Source organism: Pseudomonas sp. LRP2-20 (assembly GCF_024349685.1).
GTDB lineage: Bacteria > Pseudomonadota > Gammaproteobacteria > Pseudomonadales > Pseudomonadaceae > Aquipseudomonas.
This window is the reverse complement of sequence record NZ_AP025944.1, coordinates 3,481,489-3,502,881: the sequence shown is the minus strand read 5'-3', so window position 1 is coordinate 3,502,881 and position 21,393 is coordinate 3,481,489. Positions and strand designations below refer to the sequence as shown.

Below are 21,393 nucleotides of genomic sequence, written 5' to 3'. Positions count from 1 at the left end.
GCAAATCCCCCAGGAATAATTGGCCCGAAACAAACGTAGGAGCGAGCAAAGCTCGCGATGCGCCGCGCGGGCGGCGCTCGATCTCACAGGCGCTAAAGATGCCCCGACGAACCCGGCAGCCATGCCGTCGTTCATTCCACCTTTTGATCGACCACCCTCAACCACTCTTGAATCTGTTCCAACGTGGCAGTAGCCCCCCCACAAACCACCACCAGCACATTCTGGTAACCGGCCAATGCAGCAGGCTCATACGCCAGCGCCAACGCCGCCCCACACGCCGGCTCCACCAGCACCCGATGGTCCAGCAGAAACCGCTCGCAGGCCTCCAGTGCCGCCCGGTCACTGACCAGGTGGCTCTGCACAGGATGCTGCCGGGTGCAGGCCAGCGCCTGTTCGGCCACGCGCTTGGCGCCAAGCGAACTGGCCACCGAAGCGATGCGTTCGAGTTCCACGGTATGCCCGGCCTGCATGGCCGCATGCAGCGAAGCGGCGCCTGTGGTCTCCACGGCCAGCACCGGCACATCGCCCCAGCCATTGCGCTGCAGCCCTTCGACCACACCGCTGAGCAAACCACCGCCGCCCACCGACAACACCACGGCATCCGGCTTGACCCCGGCTGCCGCCACTTCATCGACCAGGCTGGCGTGCCCGGCCCACAGCAATGGGTCGTCGAACGGGTGGATGAAGGCATCGCCTTCGCCGACCAGGGTCTGCGCCAGTTCGTTGGCCTCCTGCCAGGAACTGCCATGCACCACGACCTTGGCCTCTTCCAGGCGCAGCAGCTCTTTGGCCCGTTCGGTGGTGGTTTCGGGCACGACAACGGTCACCGGTACCCCCAGCTTGCGCCCGGCATAGGCCACGGCCAACCCGGCATTGCCGCCGGAGGACGAGACGAAATGGCGTGCACCTCGGGCGTGGTGGACTTCGCAGGCATGGCCAACGCCGCGCAGCTTGAACGAGCCGCAGGGCTGCAGGGCGTCGAGTTTCAGCCACACGGCACCGCCGGCGGCCAGCGACAGCGGGCGGGACTCGATCAGGGGGGTGTGAATGTGCAGGGTCATTACGAGGCTCCATGCGTTATCAGGTGTGAGCTGGTGCGCGTTGATTGCGCAGTTGCTCAGTCAGGATTGCATGGTATCTCGGGTTGCGGAGGGTATGTCGTTGAATTTGCTTGGTGCATGAATCGAGCGCCGCTGCACAAGGCTGATGCCGGGCGCAGCGGTCCAAGGTCCTCACCCTAGGGCTGGGGTGCGTGGCGGAATCATCCGGCGTGAGCCGGTGGCTTCGAAGGCCGCGCCGTAGCTCAGCAGCGCATTGTCGCTATACGCCTTGCCGGCAAAGGTCAGCCCCACCGGCATGCCGATATCGGCCATCACACCCATCGGCACGGTCACGGTCGGCACGCCCAGGTGACGGATGGCCAGGTTGCCGTTGGCCACCCAGATGCCGTTGCTCCAGGCGATGTCCGCCGACGCCGGGTTGACATCGGCATCGGCCGGGCCGACATCGGCCACGGTCGGGAACAGCACGGCGTCCAGGCCTTGCGCGTCCATCCAGTCTTCGAGGTCCATCTTGCGGGTCTTTTCCAGCCCGCGCAGGCCGTCGGGCAGGGTCTCGATCTGGTCCCAGGTCTTCAGGCCGCGCTTGGCCATGTTGACGTATTCATCCATGCCAGCGGCCAGGTCGTCCTCACGGTTGGGCAGGGTGCCCGGGTCGTGCGGGAAGATCTGCGGGCCGTCGACATCGGCCAGGCGGTTGAGTTTCGGATCACCGTTGGCACGCAGGAAGTCGTCGAAGCCCCAGCCCGACAGCTCCCACAGTTCGTCATGCAGGAATTCCTTGCTGACGATGCCGCGGTTGTAGACGGTCGGCGCACCAGGGCGGTCGCCTTCGCAGTTGGACACCAGCGGGAAGTCGACTTCCAGCACTTCGGCGCCGGCTGCTTCCAGGGCCTGGCGAGCCTGCTGCCACAGGGCGATAACGCTGTCACGGGTAATGATGCGCTGGCCGGTCGGGCCGCCGATGCCTGGCTTTTCGGAGGTGCCGGCGGCTTCGTCCTTGTTGATGTACATGCGCGGTACGCCAAAACGCTTGCCCTTGAGCGCGCTGGCGTCGACGGCCAGGTCCAGGTAGGACGCCGGGCGCACCGAGGAGGCGGCGGGGATTGGTACCCAAGGCTGCAGGCGCCACAGGTCGCCGCGCTTGTCGGCATCGTCGGCGACCACCACGTCGAGGATTTCCAGCAGGTCGGCCATGGTCCGGGCGTACGGCACCACCACGTCCATGGTCGGCGTCAGCGGCCAGTTGCCGCGTACCGAGATCACGCCACGCGACGGGGTGTAAGCGCACAGGCCGTTGTTCGAAGCCGGGCCGCGGCCGCTCGACCAGGTTTCCTCGGCCAGGCCGAAGGCGCTGAAGCTGGCTGCGGTGGCGGTGCCGGCGCCATTCGACGAGCCGGAGGCGAAGGGTGCGGTCAGGTACTTGGCGTTGTACGGGCTTTCGGCGCGGCCGTAGACGCCACGCTGCATGCCGCCATTGGCCATTGGGGGCATGTTGGTCTTGCCCAGGCACACGGCACCGGCGGCGCGCAGGCGCTCGATGGTGAAGGCGTCGCGCTGGGCGACCAGGTCCTTGAACGCCGGGCTGCCGGACGCGGCAGTCAGGCCCTTGACCAGGTAGCTGTCCTTGGCAGTGTAGGGAATGCCGTCCAGCGGGCTCAGGGTCTGGCCCTTGGCGCGGCGGGCATCGGAGGCCTCGGCTTCCTTGAGCGCTTCAGGGTTGCGCACTACCACGGCGTTCAACGCGGTGGCGGTGTCGGCGCCGTCGTAGGCGTCGATGCGTGCCAGGTAGGCCTTGACCAGCTCGACTGCCGTGGTGCGGCCGGTTTCGAGCGCGTCGCGCAGCTCGGCAATGGAAACCTCGGTTACCTCGATCATGCTTTCACCAAAATTTGTGCAGGTTGGGGCTAATGCGAGGAGTGTACAAGAAGGGATCAGGGGAGGGAGGTTTGCGCCGCAGAAATGGTTTTTTGCAACGGGGCATTGTCGGGGCCGCACAGCGGCCCCGTTGCCCTCAGTCCAGGTCGGCCGCTGAATGCCGCTCGGGCACCTGGCTGGCCTCATCGCTCCACGTGCGGTTGACCCGGGTGCCGCGCTGTACCGCCGGGCGTTGGGCAATTTCCTCGGCCCAGCGCTGCACGTGCGGGTACTCATCCACTGCCAGGAACTCGGCTGCGCCATACAGGTTGCCGCGCACCAGTTGGCCGTACCATGGCCACACGGCGATGTCGGCGATGCTGTATTCGTCACCGCCGAGGTAGCGGCTGACCGCCAGGCGGCGTTCCAGCACGTCGAGCTGGCGCTTGGCTTCCATGGTGAAGCGGTTGATGGCGTACTCGAACTTTTCTGGCGCATACACATAGAAGTGGCCGAAACCGCCGCCCAGGTAGGGCGCAGAGCCCATCTGCCAGAACAGCCAGTTCAGGCTTTCGGTGCGTGCGGCCGGGGTCTTGGGCAGGAAGGCGCCGAACTTTTCCGCCAGGTGCAGCAGGATCGAGCCGGATTCGAACACCCGCACCGGTGGCTCGACGCTGCGGTCGAGCAGGGCGGGGATCTTCGAGTTGGGGTTGACCTCGACGAAGCCGCTGGAGAACTGGTCGCCGTCACCGATGCGGATCAGCCAGGCATCGTACTCGGCGCCGCGGTGGCCCAGGGCGAGCAGTTCTTCGAGGAGTATGGTGACCTTGACACCGTTGGGGGTGGCCAGGGAGTACAGCTGCAGCGGGTGCTTGCCGACCGGCAGTTCCTTGTCATGGGTAGGCCCGGCGATCGGCCGGTTGATGCTGGCGAACTGGCCGCCGGACGCGGCATCGTTGCGCCAGACCTTGGGCGGGACATAAGGGGGCTTGCTCATGCAGAGGTTCTCCTTGAAAAGCGCGAAAACGATCACGTCAGGGCGTGGACCTGCATCTATGCCACGGGTTCGGAGAAAAGCGCAAATGTATTGGCCGCCAGCGTCAGCTGCATGATACCCAGGCCGTGCTGATTACCTGGGCCACAGCTGCGCGGCGATCAGCCGGTCATACGGCAGGCTGCAGCGGGTGCCGGACGGGGTGCGGTAGTGAACGCGCCGGCCGGCGGCGTCGACATGCGAGGTGGTGCCTTGTACCAGGCACAGGTTGCTGTGATCGAACGGCTGTTGCAGTCCGGTCTGGGGTGCCAGCAACGTTAGCTGGGCATCCCTCTGGCCTTGCAGGTTCAGTTGGCGGATCGCGCTCAGCGCGCTCCATGGGCCGGCGATGCCGGTACCAATGATCAGGATATTGTTCATCGTTGTGCTCCTGGAAAGTCCGAAAGACACAGTAGACCGTAATTGCAGTCAACGATGTTACGGGGCCAGCTGGCAGATCTTTTCAAAATGTTGGCGGGGTGATCACCCAGATCACCACGGCATCCACCTCGCCAGGGTTGCCATAGCGGTGCGGCTCCTGGCTGGAGAAACTGAAGCTGTCGCCTTCGCCCAGCAGGAAGTGGCGCTCCCCCACCCACAGCTCGAAACTGCCCGACAGTACATAGCCCGCTTCGTCACCCTCATGGCTGTAGCTCTGCTGGCTGTAGGTGCCCGGTGGAAAGCGCGAGTGCAGCATCTCCAGCTGACGGTTGGGTTGCGGGGTGAGCAGCTGGTCGACGATGCCATCCTCGTAATGCACGCTCAGCCGGCTGTTGCGCCGCACCACGTAACCCTGGTCTTCGGGTGCGGTGGTGGCTTCGCTGGCGAAGAACCACTGGATGGTCACGCCGAGGCTGCGGGCGATGTTGAACAGTGCCGGGATCGACGGGTACGACAGGTTGCGCTCCAGCTGGCTGATGTAGCCGGCGGTCAGCTCGCTGTGCGCCGCCAGCTCCGCCAGGGTCATGCCGCGGCGCTTGCGCAGGCCGCGAATGCGGCCGCCGAGGAACTGCGGCGCGGCGCCGCCATCTTCGGCGGCAGGCGGGATCTGGGGCTGCTGGCTCATGCGCTTCGGTCCATCGGGAAAGCCGCAGTATTGACTGGCTCAGAGTGCCCAGGCAACTGTCAGGCCATCATGGATGGCCTCTTCGACAGTGCGTGGCGCCAGGCAGTCGCCGATGCGCCTTACCTCCACCAGGCCGTCCAGTTCAGCTGCCAGGGTGTCTTGGGGTTGATGGCCGAGGCACAGCACCAGGCTATCGATGCCTTCGAAGATCATCGGCTCACCGCTGGCGGTGTGCTGCAGGTACACGGTGTTGTCGTCGCTGCCGTACAGGCGGGCATAAGGCGTGATCGGGATACCCAGGCGGTGCAGCTCGCCGGCCAGCTGGTCGCGCACGTACAGCGGCAGGCTTTCGCCGCAGTGGGTGCCGTTGACGGCCAGTTGCACCTGGTGGCCATCGCGGACCAGGCGCTCGGCGATGCCGGGGCCGATCCAGTCGCTGCGCCAGTCGATCACCAGCACCGAGCGGCCCAGGCTGACTTCGTTGCGCAACACCTGCCAGGCATCCACTACCTGCAGCTCGCCGCTGCGTTCGAACGCTGGCCAGTAGGGCGTGGCGCCGGTAGCGGCAATCACCAGGTCGGGGCGTTCGCGCTCGACCAGGGCACGGTCGACTCGCGTATTACGTACTACGCGTACGCCTGCCAGTTCCATCTCCCGCTGCAGGTTGGTGCTGGCACCACCGAATTCGCTGCGCCTGGGCAGCAACTGCGCGAGCTGTATCTGGCCGCCCAGTTGTGTACTTGCCTCGTACAGCGTGACGTCATGACCACGGGCGGCGGCAACGGCCGCAGCCTTCATCCCGGCCGGGCCGCCACCGGCAACCAGGATGCGCTTGCGCACAGTAATGGGAACCGGGGTTTCGTACTGCAATTCGCGGCCGGTTTCCGGGTGCTGGATACAGGAAATCGGTAGCCCCCGGTGGAAGTGGCCGATGCAGGCCTGGTTGCAGGCGATGCAGGCGCGCACGTCTTCGACACGGCCGCCCTCGGTCTTGGCCGGCATTTGCGGGTCGCAGATCAGCGCGCGGGTCATGCCACACACATCGGCCTGGCCACGCGCCAGGATCAGCTCGGCTTCCTGCGGCTGGTTGATGCGCCCGGTGACGAACAGCGGGATGTTCAAGTGCTGTTTGAACGTCCCGGCCTCACGCGCCAGGTAAGCCGGGGCGATGGCCATGGGCGGCACGATATGCACGGCGCCACCGAGCGACGCCGAAGTGCCGGCGACGATGTGCAGGTAGTCGACCTGATCTTGCAGGGCCTGCGCGGCGGCGAGTGATTCGTCTTCGCTCAGGCCCTCGCTGTCGCGCTCGTCGGCGCTGATGCGCAGACCGACGATGAACTGCTCGTCAGTGGCCGCCCTGACCGCGGCCAGCACTTCGCGCAGAAAACGCAGGCGCTGTTCCAGCTCGCCGTTGTAGCCGTCATTGCGCTGGTTGACCCGCGGGTTGATGAACTGCGCTGGCAGGTAGCCATGGCTGGCCACCACCTCGACACCGTCCAGGCCGGCCTGGTGCAGGCGCCGGGCGGCACTGGCATAGCCCTGGACGATTTCGTCGATCATCGCCTGGTCCAGCGCGCGCGGCATCACCCGGAAGCGCTCGTTGGGCACCGACGAGGCCGAGTAGGCCACCGCCAGCAGGCCGTCCGCCGATTCCATGATCTCCCGCCCCGGGTGAAACAGCTGCGACAGCACCACGGTGCCATGGGCGTGGCAGGCCTCGGCCAGGCGCCGGTAGCCGTCGATGCAGGCGTCGTCGGTGGCCATCAGCACGTGCGAGGTGTAGCGGGCACTGTCATGCACCCCGGCCACCTGCAGCACGATCAGGCCGGCACCGCCGGCGGCACGGGCGCGCTGGTAGGCGATGAGCTTGTCGTTGACCAGATTGTCGGTGGGCAGGCAGGTGTCATGGCCGGTCGACATGATGCGGTTCTTCAGGCGTTTGCCGCGGATCTGCAGGGGTTCGAACAGGTGGGCGAAGGCAGTCGTCATGCGGGCGGCTCCGGTGCGGTGTTGTTCTTGTTTTTCTCATGAAAGTGTAGCGACAGTAAAAAATCAACTTGTTTTTTTACTGGTGCCCGACTAGCTTTTTCCCAGCCACGGCAGTGGCGCGTGACCTCACTACAACAACAAACGGGCCTTCGTGCTGGCTGGAAGGTACCGACAGGAGGCAACTCGATGCAGGCATTTCCTCGCAGTACCGGCCTTTGCGCAGCGCTGCTGGCCCTTGGCCTGGGCAGTGCGCAAGCGGCGCCGCAGATGGTCGTGGTCGGCTATGGCGGCGCCGGCCAGAAAGCCCAGGACGTGGCGATCTTCCAGCCTTTCAGCGCCCAGGACGGCAGCAAGTTGATCCAGAGCGAATACAACGGCGAGATGGCGCGCATCCAGGTGATGGCCGACACCGGGAATGTCGACTGGGATGTGGTGCAGATCGAGGGGCCGGACCTGATGCGCGGCTGCGACGAGGGCATCTACGAGCACCTCGACTGGCAGCGCCTGGGGCATGCCGCCGAACTGATCCCTGCTGCCGCCCAGGACTGCGGCTCGGCGGCGCTGGTGTGGAGCGTGGCGATTGCCTACGACCGCGACAAGCTGGCCCAGGCGCCGACCTCGTGGGCCGATTTCTGGAACGTGCAGAAGTACCCGGGCAAGCGCGGCCTGCGCAAGCGCGCGGTGTACAACCTGGAGTTCGCCTTGCTGGCGGACGGGGTCAAGGTCGAAGACGTGTACAAGGTCCTGTCGACCCCGGCGGGTGTCGAGCGTGCCTTTGCCAAGCTCACCGAACTCAAGCCCTACATCCAGTGGTGGGACGCCGGCGCGCAGCCGGCCCAGTGGCTGACGGCGGGTGATGTGGTGATGACCTCGACCTACAGCGGCCGCATCGCCGTGGCCGCGCAGCAAGGCAGCCCGCTGGCGCTGGTCTGGCCCGGAAGCCTGTATGGCATGGACTACTGGGCGATCATCAAGGGCTCGAAACATGTCGACCAGGCCAAGCGGCTGATCAGCTATGCCAACCAGCCAGATACCCAGGTGCGTTATGTCGAGCAGATCCCCTATGGGCCGACCAATACCCAGGCAGCGGCCAGGCTCGACCCGTCGCTGGCCAGTTGGGTGCCGACCTCGCCGCAGAACCTGCAGGGCGCCTTGGCAATGAATGTGGAGTTCTGGGTCGACCATGGCGAGGAGCTGGAACAGCGCTTCAATGCCTGGGCAACCAGATGATGTTGCAATGATGTAGCTTATCGGGGCCGCACAGCGGCCCAATTCCAACAGGAAGAATAAAAATGACCGCAACGGAACAGACCCTGCGCCAGCAACTGGCCGCCTGCTACCGCCTGATTGCCCACTTCCGCATGTCGGACCTGATCTTCACCCACATCTCGCTGCGCCTGCCGGGCCCCGAGCATCATTTCCTGATCAACCCCTACGGCCTGCTGTTCGACGAAATCACCGCCTCGAGCCTGGTGAAGATCGACCTGCAGGGGCGGCCGGTGGAGCCCACCGAGTACCCGGTCAACCCGGCCGGGTTCGTCATCCACAGCGCCATCCACGCTGCGCGCGAAGATGCCCAGTGCGTGCTGCACACCCATACTCGCGCCGGTTGCGCGGTGGCGGCGCTGGAGTGCGGGTTGCTGCCGGTCAACCAGATGTCGATGGAGTTCCATGGCAAGGTCGCCTACCACGCCTATGAAGGCATCGCCCTCGACCTTGACGAGCAGCAGCGGCTGGTGGCGGACCTGGGCGACAAACCGGTGATGATCCTGCGCAACCATGGCCTGCTGACCACCGGGCGCTCGGTGGCCGAGGCGTTCTTGCGCATGTATTACCTGGAGAAGGCCTGCGAGATCCAGTTGGCGGCGCAGAGTGCCGGGCAGCTGGTGCTGCCGTCGGAAGCGGTGTGCGTGCATACCGAGCGGCAGTTCAATGAGCCGATGCGGGGTTTGAAGCAGGGGGAACTGAGCGACCCGGATGCTCTGCAGCTGGCCTGGGGGGCTTTGCTGCGGATGCTGGAGCGGATTGCCCCCGATTATCGCGACTGACTTGCCGGCCTTTTCGCGCCCCCCCACAGTTAAACCACAGGCCTTGAACGCATGGTTTACCTGTGGGAGATCACCCAGCCCTTTGGGCTGCGCTGTCGCCTAGGGAATTGAGTTCGCAAGCGGTCCGCATACCCTGTGGGAGCAACTGTCTTGTGCTGCTTGTGCCGGCCTCTTCGCGGGTGAACCCGCTCCCACAGGTTCAATGCTTACCTCAAGGCATGCGCAATCCCTGTGGGAGCCGCGCTTGCCGGCGATGGGCCGCGAAGCGGCCCCAACATTCTTGCAGTTGACATGGGTCGATAGCGATCACCTGTATACCGGGGCCGCTTCGCGGTCCATCGCCGGCAAGCGCGGCTCCCACAGTGCCCCTGCTAACTCAATGAGTTATGTGCAGTTCTATGAGAGCGGGCTCCCCGCTGGATCAGTCATTCATGTGTTCAGCGCGCTTGCGGCACGATCATGCTGGCCGGCGCCTCGGCGGCACGCCGACGCGCCACGCAGTAGTACAGCACGCTCGGCACCACCAGCCCGATCAGCCACGACACATCCACGCCACCCAGGTGCGCGACCATGGGGCCGGTGTACAGCTTGGTGTCGATGAATGGCATCTGCACCAGCACGCCTACGGTGTAGACGCTGATGCCAGGCCAGTTCCAGCGGCCATAGCGTCCCTCCGGGTCGGCCAGGGCAGGGATGTCGTAGCGCTCTTTGGTGATGAAGTAGTAATCGACCAGGTTGACCGCACTCCAGGGCACGAAGAAGGTCAGCAGGAACAGGATGAACGACTTGAACGCACTGAGGAAGGAGTGCTGGCCGAGCAGGGCCACCAAGGTGGCGGCGCCGACGATGGCCAGCACGAACACCAGGCGTTGCATGCGGCTGATCGCCAGGTGGCCACGAAAGCCACTGATGATGGTGGCGATGCACATGAAGCTGCCGTAGGAGTTGAGCGTCGAGATGGTCACCTTGCCGAAGGCGATGCTGAAGTACAGCAGGGCAGCGGTGGTGCCGGCTCCGCCGAGGCCGACGATGTAGGCCACTTCACGCCCGCTGAACTGCCCGCCAGCGATCGCTGCGGCGAACACCCCGAGGATCATCGACGCCTGTGCGCCGATGACCGAGCCCAGGCCAGCGGCCAGGAAGGTTTTCACCGGCGAGGTGCTGCTCGGCAGGTAGCGTGAATAATCCGCCACGTAGGGGCCGAAGGCGATCTGCCAGGACGCGGCCAGCGATACTGAAAGCAGGAAGGTGGCCCAGCTGAAGTGGCGGTTTTCCAGTAGCTGGCCTATGTCGGCCAGCATCAGGATGCGGCTGAACAGGTAGACGAAGGCAATGATCCCCAGCACGCTGGCGACCCGGCCGATCCAGTGGATCACCCGGTAGCCGGCCAGGGTGGCGAGCACGATCACCGAGGCGAAGATGAGAATGCCGGTACTGTCGCTGACGCTCAGCAACTGACCGATGGCCTGCCCGGACAGCACCGTGCCGGTGGCCGTGAAGCCCAGGTACATCAGGCACACCAGCACCATCGGGATGGCCGCGCCATAGACACCGAACTGCACGCGGCTGGAGATCATCTGCGGCAGGCCCAGGCGCGGGCCCTGGGCCGCATGCAGGGCCATCACCGCGCCGCCGATCAACTGGCCCAGCAACAGACCGATCAGCGACCAGAACACGTCGCCGCCGAGCACCACGGCCAAGGCGCCCGTGACGATGGCGGTAATCTGCAGGTTGGCGCCGAGCCAGAGGGTGAACTGGCTGTACAGTCGGCCATGGCGTTCGGCTTCGGGAATGTAGTCGATAGAGCGCCGTTCGAGCACGGATTTGCGAGACATTGAGGGCTCCACTTCATTGTTTTTTTCAGGGAGAGGGCCATTGCCGACGCGGCGCGCGGATGGCGTCTGCGTCATATGAGCATGTCTATACAAGTAAGGTCAAATGAAGACTGCACAGCATAACAGCCAATCTGTTGCGCAAGGGTTGGTCGCAACTGTGCTGGTCCCTGGCGGAAAAATGGCCTTATGCTGTTACGAAATATGTCTAGAACGCCTGAAGAAGGAAGCTGCAATGCCGCTCAAGGACCTGCTGATCGCCCTGGTGGTGATTGTCGCCTGGGGAGTCAATTTCGTGGTCATCAAGGTCGGCCTCGATGGCCTGCCGCCGATGCTGCTGGGGGCATTGCGCTTTCTGCTGGTGGCGTTTCCGGCCGTCCTTCTGGTCAGGCGGCCGAAGCTGCCGTGGCGCTGGCTGATCGCCTATGGCGCGACGATCTCCCTGGGCCAGTTCGCCTTCCTCTTTCAGGCCATGTACAGCGGCATGCCACCGGGGCTGGCATCGCTGGTGTTGCAGTCGCAAGCGTTCTTCACCCTCGGCTTTGCCGCCCTGTTCCTGGGTGAACGCCTGCGCCTGGCCAGCGTGCTGGGGTTGCTGGTGGCCGCCAGCGGCCTGGCACTGATCGGCAGTGAAGACAGCGGCCATGTACCGTTGGTGGCGCTGCTGCTGACCTTGTGTGGCGGAGCCATGTGGGGCATGGGCAACATCATCACCCGCCGCTTTGGCTCGGTGGACCTGGTGGCGCTGGTGATCTGGGGCGGGCTGATTCCACCGCTGCCGTTCCTGGCCCTGTCGTGGTGGCTGGAAGGGCCGGAGCGGATCGGCCATTCGCTGGCCAATATTGGTTGGAGCTCGGTGCTGGCGCTGGCGTACCTGGCGTTCGTCGCCACCATGCTCGGATACAGCCTGTGGAGCAAACTGCTGTCGCGCCACCCGGCGGGCAAGGTGGCGCCGTTTTCGCTGCTGGTGCCGGTGATCGGCCTGAGCTCGTCGGCCTGGTTGCTGGGTGAGCGGCTGACAGCGGTGCAGGGCTGGGGCGCATTGCTGGTGATGCTCGGCTTGCTGGTCAATGTATTCGGGCCGAAGCTTGGGCAGCGGTTGCGGGCGGCCAGCGCGCAATGAGCTGAAGGCCCTGTCGCCGGCAAGTCCACAGGGTTATCACTAGCTTCCAGGCGTGCGCTGTACCTGTGGGAGCCGCGCTTGCCGGCGATGGGCCGCAAGGCGGCCCCACGATTTCAAGGTCGCTGCATCAATTGCCGGGGCCGCTTCGCGGCCCATCGCCGGCAAGCGCGGTTCCCACAAGGATCGCGCCAGCTTTTAGACGATGAGCATGACAGAGTCTCTCGCAGCTACTGCATACACCTGAAAAACCATGAATCATTTGTGGGCGCTGGTTTGCCGGCGATTAGATTTCGGCGTTTGTTAGACTTGGCGTTTTTTGCAAGGCCAAGGAGCTCAACATGATCATCTCTACCACCAGCCAGCTCGAAGGCCGCCCGATCGCCGAGTACCTTGGCGTGGTCAGCTCCGAATCGGTGCAGGGCATCAACTTCGTGCGCGATTTCTTCGCACGTTTTAGGGACTTCTTCGGAGGCCGTTCGCAGACCCTGGAAAGCGCCCTGCGCGAGGCCCGTGAGCAGGCCACCGAGGAGCTCAAGGCGCGGGCACGACAGTTGCAAGCCGATGCAGTAGTGGGCGTGGACTTCGAGATCAGCATGCCGTCAGTGCAAGGTGGCATGGTCGTGGTGTTCGCTACCGGTACTGCCGTGCGGCTGAAGTAGCCAAATGCCACTGGTCGGGTCTGCCGGTTTTGTCCGGGCAGTCCGCTTGTGACCGGCTAGTCTCACTGGCACAGGTCGCGTTTTTCAGGTCAGCCCTTTGCTGATCGACGCGGTCGCCACTGAACGGAGACAGGGCATGAGCGAGTCCTTTTTCGAAGACATGAACGATTCATTCCCGATCAACAGCCAGGTGCGTTGTGGACAGGCGGCGTTTCGCCTGGGCTTTGCCCACATGACCCTGGATGAATCGGAAGACCTCAAGCCTGCACACCTGCAGCGCAGCAAGAAGGGCCGCTTCACGCCACGGGTGCCAGCCAGAAAGTAAGCCGCGAAAAAGTGAACCTGCTCACACAACCCCGCCCAATGGCGGGGTTTTTCTTGGTGTTGCTTGATCCTGCTCATGGAAACCGAGGGTTGCACTCGCGGTGGCGGCGCAGTTGTGGTCTTCTGGCGCCGCATTCAGGAAAGAGAGGATTGATTTTCCATGCGAGTCAGGGACGAGACCTATTGGCAGTGGGCCGACGCACAATTGCATTGCCGCTGCCATGACGAGGTGCTCAGCGACGGCACGTCGCTGGATATCCAGGTGCGCCTGTCGCGGCTTGGCGCGACGCAGCTGTTCCTCGGGCTCTACGGCCAGGATGGCAGGGCGCTGCTGGAGGAGTACTACCCGGCGCGGCCCGGCGAAACCATGACCCGCGCGCTGGTGTGGGGGGTGGACCGGGCTCGGGCGCTGGCCACTGGAGCGTTGCCGTTGCCCGTGGCGCAGCGGCGCCTTCAGGCCTGACGGTGGCGGGCGCTGGCAGCCTGGACGATGCGCTGGGCCGGCACCTGAAGCTGGCGCAGCAGGTAATCGGCGAATGCTGGCTCCCAGGGCTGCAAGGCAATCGCGTCACGCATGCAGGCCAGCCAGATCGTTGCGTGTTGTGCGTCGATCGGCCATTGCGCATGGAATGACGGAATACCGATCGAGCCATAGCGCTCGGCGTAAAGCCGTGGCCCACCCAGCCAACCACTGAGGAAGCACGCCAGCTTGTCGCGTGAGCCGGCAAGGTCGGCCGGGTGCATCTGCCGCACCGGGGCGGCTACCGGGTCCTGGTCCATCAGCCGATAGAAGTCGTCGACCAGCCGGCGCAGGCCGTCGATGCCGCCGGCGGCCTGGTACGAAGCATCGCCTGTGCCATAAGCAGGGGTAGTCATGCTGGGCTCCACAATCACGGGCGGGCATTTTAGCAGGCATGAAAAAGCCCGGCCTATGCGGGCCGGGCTCCATAAGTGGTGGCGAACCCTCAGTTCAGCGGTTCGATCACCTTGACTGCCTGCCGCTCACGGGCGGCGGGCCATTCTTGTTGCAGGGTCTGCAGGACACGGCCGACGAACTCAGTGTCGGCGGCGGCCTTCTTGCCGACGTAGCCCTGGCCACGGCGGTAGACCTTGAAGCGGGCGCGCATGCTGGGCAGGTGCGCTTCGAATTCATCTTCGACCGTGTTCGGCGGCAGGCGGTCGAGGCGCACCTCGCCGGTCTGGCTGACCCACAGCAGGTGGTCGTCGAGGCTGTCCTTGCGTACTGCGAACAGCTGGGCCAATTGGTCGATAGTCGGATTGTTGTTCAAGTTCATCATAAAGCCCCCATCACCTATTTGTTGTTGATTTTCACAGTTGGCGCCACAGGTTGTAGCGCACTACCAAGGCTGCTACAGCAGCATCGCAACAGGGGCTTTCTCACGCTGCCTTTTGGACAGATTCCCTCTCCACGGACGGCCTGCGTTACCGCGCAAGCCGTCTGGAACACCCTTGCCACCGCTCCCGATCAGGGAGACGGCTTCATCATGCACAAGGCTGATGAGCGGCGTCAATGCTTTTGTAGTGAATATTTTCAGGCACTACATTCTTGTCATATTGTCTGGCAATCCACTCGGCGGTGACTCATCGGTCGAGGCTGGAAATAATCTGGAAGGCCGCGCGGACACGGGCTTCGTTGGGGTAGTTGCGGTTGGCGAGCAGGACGATGGCCTTGCCCTCTGACGGGATGAAGGCGGCGTAAGCGCCGAAACCGTTGGTGGACCCGGTCTTGTTGTACCAGGCTGCGGGCAGGGCCGGGAGCGCCGGGTTCAGGCGCTGGGTGGCCTGGGGTTCCCGAATCAGGCGCGGGCTGTTGCCATCGACCAGCGTATCCAGCGCGACCGGGTAAGGGTAGCGTTCCCAGCCCAGGCCCTGGGTCATGGCGCCCACCTTGAAGTAGCCTGCCTGGGTGATGGCGGTAGCCTTGCGCAGAGCCGGTGCCAGTTCGGCCGGCTGCATGTGCAGGCGCACATAGCGCAGCAGGTCGCTGGCGCTGGTCTTGATGCCGTAGGCTTCGTCGGCATAGGGGCCAGGGCTGACGCGAACCGGGTGGTTTTGCGCGTCATAGCCCTGGGCATAAAGCGCCTGTGCAGTTTGCGGCACCTGCAGGTAGGTGTGTAGCAGGCCCATCTGCGGTAACAGGTGCTGGGTCATGACGCTTGCAAATGGCTGGTGCTGTGCACGCGCCGCGAGGTCGCCAAACAGGCCCAGGCTCGGGTTGGAGTAGCAGCGCTGAGTGCCATGCACGGTGCGCGGTTTCCAGTTGCGCAAGAACGCCAGCGTCTGCTCTGGCGTCTGTACTGCATCGGGGAACTGCAGTGGCAGGTAATCGGCGCTGTAGGCCCCGAACTCCAGCACGCTGGCCTCGCCCAGCGGCGTACCGGCCAGCGCAGGTTGGTAACGCCGGGCAGGGGCCTGGAGGTCGAGTTTGCCTTCGGCACTGGCCAGGGCGGCGAGGGTGGCGGTGTAGGTCTTGCTCAGCGAGCCGATCTCGAACAGCGTGTCGGCGGTCACCGCCTTGCCGTCGGCCTTGCTGGCCACGCCATAGCTGAAGTAGTGGGCCTGGCCGTGGGCGTAGACCGCCACGGCCATGCCGGCGATGTCCTGCTCTTTCATCAGCGGCCGGATGACCTCGTCCACTTGGGCTTGCAACGGCTCGGCAGCCTGCGCGGAGGCGATGCCGAACAGGATCAACAGGGGAGCAAGGCGTACGAGCGGCATTCAAGGTTCCTTTTCATGGGTGTGTCCGTTGAGCGACACCGATGGGAGTTCCGGCGTTAGCAGGAAAAAACCCAGGACCTTATCGTCTGGCCCTGCACAACGACAAGATGGAAACTGTTATGAAGTATTTGCGCATGTTGTTCGACAACTTCACCCTGTGCCTGCTCGGGGTGGTGCTGATCGCCACCGTGCTGCCTTGCTCGGGCGACGGCGCGGTGTATTTCGGCTGGCTGACCAACCTGGCGATCGGCCTGCTGTTCTTCCTGCACGGTGCCAAGCTGTCGCGCGAGGCCATCATCGCCGGTGCTGGCCATTGGCGCCTGCACCTGCTGGTGTTCTCCTGCACCTTCGTGATGTTCCCGCTGCTGGGCCTGGCGTTCAAGCCGCTGTTCGTGCCGCTGGTGGGCAACGAACTGTACCTCGGCGTGCTGTACCTGTGCGCGCTGCCCGCTACCGTGCAGTCGGCCATCGCCTTCACCTCACTGGCCCGCGGCAACGTGCCGGCAGCCATCTGCAGCGCGGCGGCTTCCAGCCTGATCGGTATCTTCCTCACGCCGCTGCTGGTGATGATGCTGCTCGGCGCCAGTGGCGATACCGGTTCGGGGCTGGACGCCGTGTTGAAGATCACGATGCAGTTGCTGGTGCCCTTCGTGGCCGGGCAGATCGCGCGGCGCTGGATCGGCGCCTGGGTGAAGAAAAATGCTCGTTGGCTCAAGATCGTGGACCAGGGGTCGATCCTGCTGGTGGTCTACACCGCGTTCAGCGAGGCCGTGGTCACCGGCCTGTGGCACACCGTGTCGCCGCAGCACCTGGCCGGGCTGTTCGCCGTCTGCGGCATCCTGCTGGCGGTGGTGCTGTTCGCTACACGTATGCTGGGCAAGGTGCTTGGCTTCAGCCTGGAAGACCGCATCACCATCCTGTTCGCCGGCTCCAAGAAGAGCCTGGCCACCGGGGTGCCGATGGCCCAGGTGCTATTCGTGGGTAGCGGCATTGGCGCGATGATTCTGCCGCTGATGCTGTTCCACCAGATCCAGTTGATGGTGTGTGCGGTGCTGGCGCAGCGCTACGCCAGCCGCGAGCAGGTGGGTGAGGGCGCTACTGCCTCGTCCTGATGGATTCATGTTGCCTGCAGCGGCCTCTTTGCGGGCGTGCCCGCGAAGAGGCCGGAACAGGCTATCTCGCTTGCCCGGAACTGCGCTCGCGCAATGCCTTGCCCACCTCGGCCTCGATCTTGTAGGCCGGCCCCTCCAGCTCTTCGTAGTTGCGCGTATAGCGCCTGGCAAACTCATTCACCCCAAGCTGCTGATACTGCTGCACATGCTTCAGTTCATGGGCCCACAACGCGACGTTGTCCTCGGCATCACTGGCATGGCGGAAGATGATGGTGTCGATCAGCGTCACCGCGTTCACGTCCGGGTTCTGCAGCATGGCGTTGGCCGCCGTGACCTGCTGCTCGTCGCCGACCCGGTAGCGCGCAGCATCGAGCACGGCGAAGTCATACCAGGGCTCCAGTTGCGCGCGAATGTGCAAAGGGATCGGTTGACTGCCGCTGGCAGTGGCCTCGTCGCGCGCCTGTTGCAAGGCAAACGCCAGGCTGCTCGACGCCACGGTCTCGACATCCTTGAGAATCTGCCCGGCCTGGCCGGGGTCGATCGGCGCGCAGAAACAGCCCATCAGGCACACCTGATACTGCCCAGGTGGGCAGGCCTGTTCGGCCAGGGCAGGGGCTGCCAGCAGCAGCCCCAAGAGCAGGTTAATCCGCTTCATTCAGTGCCCTGTCGACAAAGCCCTTGCTGGCATCGAGCAACTGCTGTTGCACCGTTTCACTGGCCAGCATGCGCCCGACCACCAGCGCGCCGACGCACTGACTGATCAGCACCCAGGCCAGAGCCGGGTCTTCCAGGGTTTCGCTCCACGCCGCATGCAAACCCACCAGCCAGTGTTCGGCCTCTTCGCGCACAGGTTGTTCGGCGCGAGCGATTTCCACTCCCAGTGGCGGCAGCGGGCAGCCGCCCTCGGCATTGTGCAGGTGTGCCAGGCTCAGGTACTGCTGCAGGCAGCGGCCCAGGCGTTCGCGGCTGGCACCCTGGTTGGCCAGGCGGGCCAGCGGGCTGTTGCTCAGTTCCTGCCGGACCACTTCGGTGAACAGGTCGTCCTTGGACGGGAAATGGTTGTAGAAAGCGCCGCCGGTCAGGCCGATGGCTTTCATCAACCCGGCCACGCCGGTGCTGGCGAAGCCGCCGCGCTTGGCCAGCGCGCCACTGCTGGCCAGCAGCTTGTCGCGGGTCTGCTGCTTGTGTTCGGTGGAGTAGCGCATGCACGGCCTCTTCGCGCTGCTTGACGATGGGGGCGATCATAACATAGCGTTCATTTACTAAACGATCATTCACCAATGGAGGCAGGCATGGCAGAACAACAAAAAGTGGTGCTGGTGATCGGGGCCGGGGACGCCACCGGAGGTGCGATCGCCAAGCGCTTCGCCCGAGAGGGCTATGTCGCTTGTGTCACCCGGCGCCAGGCTGAAAAGTTGCAGCCGCTCATCGATGAGATCCGCGCTGCAGGCGGCCAGGCCCATGGCTTCGGCTCGGATGCGCGCAAGGAGGAAGAAGTCGCCGAACTGGTCGAAACCATCGAGCGCGACATCGGCCCGATCGAGGCCTTTGTCTTCAACATCGGCGCCAATGTGCCTTGCAGCATTCTTGAGGAGACGCCGCGCAAGTACTTCAAGATCTGGGAAATGGCCTGTTTCGCCGGCTTCCTCACGGCCCAGGCCGTGGCCCGGCGCATGGTCGCCCGTGAACGTGGCACCTTGCTGTTCACCGGCGCCACCGCTGGCACCCGCGGTGCCGCCGGCTTCGCCGCGTTCGCTGGCGCCAAGCACGGGTTGCGCGCCTTGGCTCAGAGCATGGCGCGGGAGTTGGGGCCACGGAACATCCATGTTGCCCATGTGGTGGTGGATGGTGCCATCGACACTGCCTTCATCCGCGACAGTTTCCCTGAGCGCTACGCGCTGAAAGATCAGGACGGCATTCTCGACCCGGCGCACATTGCCGACAGCTACTGGTTCCTGCACGCCCAGCCCCGTGATGCCTGGACCTTCGAACTGGACCTGCGCCCGTGGATGGAGCGCTGGTAAGCCTGACTGACCAAGGAGTGTGACGCATGAGCAAGACCGTGGAGTTCTACTTCGACCTGGGCAGCCCGGCCAGTTACCTGGCCTGGACCCAGCTGCCTGCCCTCTGTGCCCGGCATGGCGCAACCCTGGTATACCGGCCAATGCTGCTTGGCGGTGTGTTCCAGGCCACCGGCAACGCTTCGCCGGCGATGATCCCTGCCAAGGGCCGCTACATGTTCACCGACCTCGGCCGTTATGCACGTCGATATGGCGTGCCCTTCGGCATGCCGGTGGGGTTTCCGGTGAACACCTTGACGCTGATGCGCGGCGTGATCGGCATGCAGCTTCGTTCACCCGCGCAGTTCGATGCGTTGCTGGCGGCGCTGTTCAGGGGGCTGTGGGAACAACAGCGCAACCTGAGTGATGCCGCGACGCTGGCTGCAACCCTCAGCCTGGCTGGTTTCGACCCTGCGGCGTTTCAAGCCCTGGCGGCGGATGGCGAGGTCAAGGCCGAACTCAAGCGCGTGACCGAAGAGGCCGTGGCGCGGGGGGTATTTGGTGCGCCGACCTGCTTTGTCGGCGCGGAGATGTTCTTCGGCCAGGATCGCCTGGATTTCGTAGAAGAAGCGCTGAGCCGTTGAGGTGGGATGGCCTCGCCCTTGGCGAGGCCAAACCGGGCTCAGAAATTGGCCGGGGTGTTGGCGCTGATGATTTCCGCCTCGTCCGGGCCAATGTTCTTGAAACTGTGCGGCAGGGTAGTGGGAATGTAGTAACCATCGCCCGAGTTGAGGATGCTCACCTGGCCATCGACCCACAGTTCCACGGTGCCGCGGGTGACCAGGCCACACTCTTCGCCTTCGGCATGCACGATCGGCTCGCCGGAATCGGCACCCGGGGCATAAAGCTCGCGCAGCATGCGCATCTGCCGGGCCTCGACGCTGGCACCGACCAGCAGCATGCGCAAGCCATTACGGCCCAGGTCCGGCTGCTCGCTGGCGCGGAACACGAAGCGCTCTTCGCGCACCGGCTCGTCGAAGCTGAAGAACTCGGCCAGGGTCATGGGGATCCCTTCGAGGAGTTTTTTCAGGGAGCTGACCGAAGGGCTGACACGGTTCTGTTCGATCTGCGAGATCGTCGAGTTGGTCAACCCGCTGCGGCGGGCCAGTTCCCGTTGGGAGAGGTTGTTGCGTTCACGCACCAGTTTGAGTCGCGTCCCCGTGTCCATAGCCGCCTTGTAATCAGAGGTGTTTAAAATAATTAGCGACGCATTAAAACATACTCTGCACGCTTGCGCGCTGTGCTTTCAGACGCGTTGATCACGCGGCAGCGGCCACAGCCCGACCAGTAGCAACAGCAGTGCCACTGCCAGGAACGGCAGGCGTGGATCCACGGCATAGACCAGCGTCCCGGCCAGCGGGCCGATCACCGCGCCCATGCCCTGGGCCGCGCCAATCGAGCCGGCGGTAGCGCCTTGTTCCGAGGCCTGCATGGCATTGGCCGCCAGCGCGGAAAACGCCGGGAACACAAAGCCCATGCCGGCTGCGGCGACAAAGTAGCAACTCCACAGCCAGGGTGCCGTGGTCGCCAGCGCGCCACAGGCGAAACCCAGCGCCGACACGCTGGCGCCGACGCGGATCATCTTCAACGGCGGCCACTCCAGCTGGCGCAGCAGCACCTGCGCCAGGATCAGCGCCACCCCGACGGTGGTCAGGGCGATGCCGGCAGCTTGGGCGGCTTCGGTCGGTGCCAGCTGCAGGCGGTCCAGGGCGAAGAAGCCGACGACGATCTGCGAGACCGTGACGCTGAGCATGGCGCTGAACGCCACCAGCAGCGGCCGGCGCAGGCGCGGGTCGCTGAGCCGAACAGGGCTGGGTGCCTGGTTGCGTGCCAGGGGCTGCGGTTTGAGCTTGAACAGCAGCACCAGAAAGGCGCTGGCCGGCAGCAATGACATGACGTGAAACGGCAGGCTGAGGCTGTATTGCGCCAGCACTGCCGCCAGCGCCGGCCCTACCACCAGGCCCACGGCATTCGCCGCGCCCAGCGAAGCCATGGCCCGCGCCCGGCGCTGCGGCTCGACATGGTCAGCGATCAGCGCGTTGCAGCCCACCGGGATGGCGGCGTAGAAGGCGCCGATGCAACCACGTGCCAGCATCAGGCCAACAAACGCCAGGCCCGCGCCCGGCAACCAGCGCAACGCCCCCTCAACAAACAGGCACAGCAGCCAGTAGGCCAGGGTGAAGCCGGCGCTGCCCAGCAGCAGGACACGGCGCCGCCCCAGGCGGTCGGACAACCGCCCCCACGGGCGCGCCAGCAGCACCCAGACCACGCCGGCCACGGTGACCGCCGCGCCGGCCTGCCAGGTGGCCATGCCCAGCAGGCGCGAGATTGGCCCGATCAGTGCGACGAAGGCCATCATCGACAGGGTGCAAGCCATGTTGGCCAGCAGCAGCGGGCGCATATCCAGGGTGTTGGCAGGGGTAAGCAGGGCAGGGTCCTTTGCGACGTTCATCGGGCAGTCCAGGGCGGGTCGACAATATGGCTGTCGAG

General features: G+C 64.7%; 23 protein-coding genes. 9 read left to right on the top strand and 14 right to left on the bottom strand.

The genetic code is table 11. The features are described from left to right. Positions 1-131: 131 nt before the first annotated feature. From OCX61_RS15590 to OCX61_RS15565, 6 genes are all read right to left on the bottom strand, one after another. A complete protein-coding gene (locus OCX61_RS15590) occupies positions 132-1,061 on the bottom strand; it encodes a pyridoxal-phosphate dependent enzyme (RefSeq protein WP_261940307.1) in 930 nt (309 codons plus the stop codon). A gap of 171 nt (positions 1,062-1,232) precedes the next feature. Further along, on the bottom strand, positions 1,233-2,936 hold the full coding sequence (locus OCX61_RS15585) for an amidase (RefSeq protein WP_261940306.1): 1,704 nt from the start codon (positions 2,934-2,936) through the stop codon (positions 1,233-1,235). 136 nt (positions 2,937-3,072) lie between these two features. Continuing rightward, positions 3,073-3,912, bottom strand: coding sequence for a glutathione-dependent disulfide-bond oxidoreductase (yghU, locus tag OCX61_RS15580; protein WP_261940305.1), 840 nt, complete (start codon positions 3,910-3,912; stop codon positions 3,073-3,075). Positions 3,913-4,044: 132 nt separating this feature from the next. Then, positions 4,045-4,329: a hypothetical protein gene (locus OCX61_RS15575; protein WP_261940304.1), complete on the bottom strand. Its 285-nt coding sequence runs from the start codon at positions 4,327-4,329 to the stop codon at positions 4,045-4,047. 82 nt (positions 4,330-4,411) lie between these two features. Further along, positions 4,412-5,014, bottom strand: coding sequence for a helix-turn-helix domain-containing protein (locus OCX61_RS15570; protein ID WP_261940303.1), 603 nt, complete (start codon positions 5,012-5,014; stop codon positions 4,412-4,414). Between the two features lie 39 nt (positions 5,015-5,053). Beyond that, positions 5,054-7,006, bottom strand: a complete 1,953-nt coding sequence (locus OCX61_RS15565; RefSeq protein WP_261940302.1) for an oxidoreductase — start codon at positions 7,004-7,006, stop codon at positions 5,054-5,056. Positions 7,007-7,192: 186 nt separating this feature from the next. Here OCX61_RS15565 and OCX61_RS15560 point away from each other — a divergent pair, with 186 nt between their 5' ends. Together OCX61_RS15560 and OCX61_RS15555 are read left to right on the top strand one after the other, a co-directional pair. After that, positions 7,193-8,236 (top strand): ABC transporter substrate-binding protein, encoded by a 1,044-nt coding sequence (locus OCX61_RS15560; protein WP_261940301.1) that lies wholly within the window; start codon positions 7,193-7,195, stop codon positions 8,234-8,236. 62 nt (positions 8,237-8,298) lie between these two features. Then, positions 8,299-9,054: a class II aldolase/adducin family protein gene (locus tag OCX61_RS15555; RefSeq protein ID WP_261940300.1), complete on the top strand. Its 756-nt coding sequence runs from the start codon at positions 8,299-8,301 to the stop codon at positions 9,052-9,054. A 437-nt stretch (positions 9,055-9,491) separates the two neighbouring features. Here the strand turns inward: OCX61_RS15555 and OCX61_RS15550 are convergent, their stop codons facing one another. Continuing rightward, positions 9,492-10,889: a purine-cytosine permease family protein gene (locus tag OCX61_RS15550; RefSeq protein WP_261940299.1), complete on the bottom strand. Its 1,398-nt coding sequence runs from the start codon at positions 10,887-10,889 to the stop codon at positions 9,492-9,494. Positions 10,890-11,121: 232 nt separating this feature from the next. Here OCX61_RS15550 and OCX61_RS15545 point away from each other — a divergent pair, with 232 nt between their 5' ends. The 4 genes from OCX61_RS15545 (at position 11,122) to OCX61_RS15530 (ending at position 13,455) form a co-directional block, all read left to right on the top strand. Next, the gene (locus OCX61_RS15545; protein WP_261940298.1) at positions 11,122-12,009 is read left to right on the top strand and encodes an EamA family transporter; all 888 of its coding nucleotides are present in this window, start codon (positions 11,122-11,124) and stop codon (positions 12,007-12,009) included. Positions 12,010-12,347: 338 nt separating this feature from the next. Further along, entirely contained in the window at positions 12,348-12,668 is a 321-nt protein-coding gene (locus OCX61_RS15540; RefSeq protein WP_003258990.1) for a YbjQ family protein, read from the top strand. A 136-nt stretch (positions 12,669-12,804) separates the two neighbouring features. Beyond that, the gene (locus tag OCX61_RS15535) at positions 12,805-12,993 is read left to right on the top strand and encodes a hypothetical protein (RefSeq protein WP_261940297.1); all 189 of its coding nucleotides are present in this window, start codon (positions 12,805-12,807) and stop codon (positions 12,991-12,993) included. Positions 12,994-13,152: 159 nt separating this feature from the next. Further along, complete coding sequence (locus OCX61_RS15530; RefSeq protein ID WP_261940296.1) at positions 13,153-13,455, top strand: hypothetical protein; 303 nt, start codon at positions 13,153-13,155, stop codon at positions 13,453-13,455. Here OCX61_RS15530 and OCX61_RS15525 read toward each other — a convergent pair. The 3 genes from OCX61_RS15525 to ampC form a co-directional block, all read right to left on the bottom strand. After that, positions 13,446-13,868, bottom strand: a complete 423-nt coding sequence (locus OCX61_RS15525) for a group II truncated hemoglobin (RefSeq protein ID WP_261940295.1) — start codon at positions 13,866-13,868, stop codon at positions 13,446-13,448. The two genes, OCX61_RS15530 and OCX61_RS15525, sit on opposite strands and share 10 nt — an antisense overlap. 89 nt (positions 13,869-13,957) lie before the next feature. After that, positions 13,958-14,290 carry a hypothetical protein gene (locus tag OCX61_RS15520; protein WP_261940294.1) on the bottom strand — a complete coding sequence of 111 codons (333 nt, stop codon included), beginning with the start codon at positions 14,288-14,290 and terminating at the stop codon, positions 13,958-13,960. 304 nt (positions 14,291-14,594) lie between these two features. After that, complete coding sequence (ampC, locus tag OCX61_RS15515) at positions 14,595-15,731, bottom strand: class C beta-lactamase (protein ID WP_261940293.1); 1,137 nt, start codon at positions 15,729-15,731, stop codon at positions 14,595-14,597. A gap of 107 nt (positions 15,732-15,838) precedes the next feature. Here ampC and OCX61_RS15510 point away from each other — a divergent pair, with 107 nt between their 5' ends. Beyond that, positions 15,839-16,843, top strand: a complete 1,005-nt coding sequence (locus OCX61_RS15510) for a bile acid:sodium symporter family protein (RefSeq protein ID WP_261940292.1) — start codon at positions 15,839-15,841, stop codon at positions 16,841-16,843. Positions 16,844-16,904: 61 nt separating this feature from the next. On the opposite strand, the gene OCX61_RS15505 is transcribed toward OCX61_RS15510, so the two are convergent. Together OCX61_RS15505 and OCX61_RS15500 are read right to left on the bottom strand one after the other, a co-directional pair. Beyond that, positions 16,905-17,498, bottom strand: a complete 594-nt coding sequence (locus OCX61_RS15505) for an eCIS core domain-containing protein (protein ID WP_110635376.1) — start codon at positions 17,496-17,498, stop codon at positions 16,905-16,907. Further along, the gene (locus OCX61_RS15500; RefSeq protein ID WP_261940291.1) at positions 17,485-18,048 is read right to left on the bottom strand and encodes a TetR/AcrR family transcriptional regulator; all 564 of its coding nucleotides are present in this window, start codon (positions 18,046-18,048) and stop codon (positions 17,485-17,487) included. The genes OCX61_RS15505 and OCX61_RS15500 overlap by 14 nt, the downstream gene beginning before the upstream one ends. An 87-nt stretch (positions 18,049-18,135) precedes the next feature. Between OCX61_RS15500 and OCX61_RS15495 the strand changes: the two genes are divergently transcribed. Further along, the gene (locus OCX61_RS15495; protein WP_261940290.1) at positions 18,136-18,867 is read left to right on the top strand and encodes an SDR family oxidoreductase; all 732 of its coding nucleotides are present in this window, start codon (positions 18,136-18,138) and stop codon (positions 18,865-18,867) included. 26 nt (positions 18,868-18,893) lie between these two features. Continuing rightward, a complete protein-coding gene (locus tag OCX61_RS15490) occupies positions 18,894-19,487 on the top strand; it encodes a 2-hydroxychromene-2-carboxylate isomerase (RefSeq protein ID WP_261940289.1) in 594 nt (197 codons plus the stop codon). 38 nt (positions 19,488-19,525) lie between these two features. Here the strand turns inward: OCX61_RS15490 and relB are convergent, their stop codons facing one another. Further along, a complete protein-coding gene (relB, locus tag OCX61_RS15485) occupies positions 19,526-20,071 on the bottom strand; it encodes a type II toxin-antitoxin system RelB family anti-toxin (protein ID WP_054887330.1) in 546 nt (181 codons plus the stop codon). 78 nt (positions 20,072-20,149) lie between these two features. Further along, complete coding sequence (locus OCX61_RS15480) at positions 20,150-21,355, bottom strand: MFS transporter (protein WP_261940288.1); 1,206 nt, start codon at positions 21,353-21,355, stop codon at positions 20,150-20,152. Positions 21,356-21,393: the final 38 nt, after the last annotated feature.